We start from the raw sequence: 1,150 nt of genomic DNA, 5'->3' as shown, positions 1-1,150 counted from the left end.
TTTATTTTATTGTGTTAGTTCTGTTGTTCTTATTTGTTGATTCAAAACTACAACACAATAGATTCTTAGCCTATGGGCTTTAGATCAACGATCAGGAAAACTCGGTGAATGACGGGAATGGGGAGGTTAATGGACCACTCATGGCAAAGTTCTCTTTTTTAAATTTTGCAATACAGTATTTATTTGCTTAAATTGGTATAAGAGAGATTTGTAGGAAAAAGTTGCCAATTCGAAAAATCATGGAATCAATCTTTAGAAAACTAATGTGCTGCCTAATGGTTCTTGAGGTATCATGGATATTTTTTGGCTGTATAAATGGAGGCGCTGATTCTTTTACTCGTGGGCTTTCAATTATGCTCATATCCCAAATAGCAATAGTAGTCATGACATTATCAAAACAAAAAAAGAGTAGTTCAGACGATAAGGCTACTTAAGGCTTGATATATTCTTGATAACTCTTTTTGATATACAGGATAATATCATAGTCGGACATGTATTTTACTGTGTAAATATTCGGACGGTACAACTGCATGAAAGTTTGTAGAGAGTCACCTTTAAGGCCCGTCAAATTTTGAACCATACGCTTTGAAAAGGTGTTATCAAGATATTGCTCTTCTTCTTCCTTTATTAATTTCTGCTGGAGCTTGGATTGTGGGTTATTTTTTTTCCCTAACATAGAAATAACAGAAAGCACATCGACACTAATCAGCGAGGTGGTACTATTGCTCGCCTGATTAGGGTGTCTCGGGACATTTGAAGAATAGTTTTTGGTGATGAAAATGTCTTTAAATTTGGGTTTGCTATAATTGAAGGTCTTGCCAAATTCTTCCCGAAACTTTAAGGAATCAGCCTTATAATTTCTTAAAGGATTGATCTTGACTTCATCCAACAAAATTGCTGTTTGCTCCATATATATAACCAGATTATCACGATTGCTATTACCAACTATATATTTTTCCTCACGATATCCGATTGAAGAAAAGGTGATTGTATCTCCAAGCTTAATGCCCGACAATATAAATTTGCCATTACCATCGGAATAGTTGCTGCGCGAAGCTCCTTTGATCGAAACACCTATAAGAATATCACCCGAATGCTTATCTTTAATCGTACCTTTCAGATCTTGTGCAGAAGATAAGTTTGTGATAAA

1 protein-coding gene is annotated in these 1,150 nt (G+C 35.1%); it reads right to left on the bottom strand.

Annotated elements, in window-relative coordinates; translation table 11 throughout:
* Positions 1-430 precede the first annotated feature (430 nt).
* On the bottom strand, positions 431-1,150 hold a 720-nt coding region (locus HPC41_RS05925; protein ID WP_172393117.1), incomplete at its 5' end, for a carboxypeptidase-like regulatory domain-containing protein.

Source organism: Sphingobacterium prati (genome assembly GCF_013167215.1).
GTDB lineage: Bacteria > Bacteroidota > Bacteroidia > Sphingobacteriales > Sphingobacteriaceae > Sphingobacterium > Sphingobacterium prati.
Note: the sequence above shows the minus strand (reverse complement) of the source record. Positions and strands in the feature narration are given on the sequence as shown.